The organism is Xanthobacter sp. BG11Y11_SDJG (assembly GCF_057364445.1).
The window spans coordinates 1-691 of the sequence record NZ_JBNFNU010000838.1; the positions used below are offsets into that span (position 1 = coordinate 1).

Annotated in this window: 1 protein-coding gene; it reads right to left on the reverse strand. The window is 72.9% G+C overall.

Translation table 11 applies throughout. The annotated features are described in order from the left end of the window. Window positions 1-270: 270 nt before the first annotated feature. A complete protein-coding gene (locus tag AC2W7M_RS26865) occupies window positions 271-567 on the reverse strand; it encodes a 3-oxoacyl-[acyl-carrier-protein] synthase III C-terminal domain-containing protein (RefSeq protein ID WP_486136275.1) in 297 nt (98 codons plus the stop codon). Window positions 568-691: the final 124 nt, after the last annotated feature.

Sequence of the window (691 nt, forward strand, 5' to 3'; positions counted from 1 at the left end):
GCCCGTGGGCGGCGCGCCGGGGCGGCGCATTGCACCTGCGTCAGGCCGCGTGCGGGCGCGACCTCGAAGCGCGCCGTGAGGTCGGCGGCGGGCAGAGCGTGAGGCGGGAGCGTTATGGGCGCGGGCGCGGCGCGGGCTTGGGAGATGCGCGCCTCCTGAACGACGCAAGGGGCAGATCGACGGTCGAGCACAGAATGTCGCTCCGCCTCCCGCTGGGGAATGCGCGATGTCAAACCCGGCGCATTCCGCCCCCGCCGGGCGCACCCGGCGTCAGAAGCCGAGCACCAGCGCTCCGCCGGTGAGGCCGGCACCCACGGCGGTGAGCAACACCTTCTCGCCCCGACGCGGCGGCGCCTCCTCCGCGCTCGCGGCGAGCGAGAAGGGGATGGTGGCGGCGGAGGAGTTTCCGAACTCCGCGATGGTGGAGACGAGGCTCTCCTGCGGCAAGGCAAGGTTGCGCCGCACCGCCTCGAAGATGCGGGTGTTGGCCTGGTGCGGCACGAAGCGCGTCACGTCCGCGGCGCCGATGCCCGCCAGCGCCATGGCCTTGCGGGCGCAGGCGGTCATGGTGGTGACGGCCTCGGCATAGACCGCCGCGCGTCGGCAATCTCCATGAAAACGTCCTGCGGCGCCGTCTGCGGCGAGAACGGCTGGCGACTGCGCCGGCGGGAATGCGGATCAGGCCATATTG

Excerpts from the sequence above, each read along its gene's own strand:
- AC2W7M_RS26865 (WP_486136275.1), bottom strand. The coding sequence starts at position 567 with ATGACCGCCTGCGCCCGCAAGGCCATGGCGCTGGCGGGCATCGGCGCC.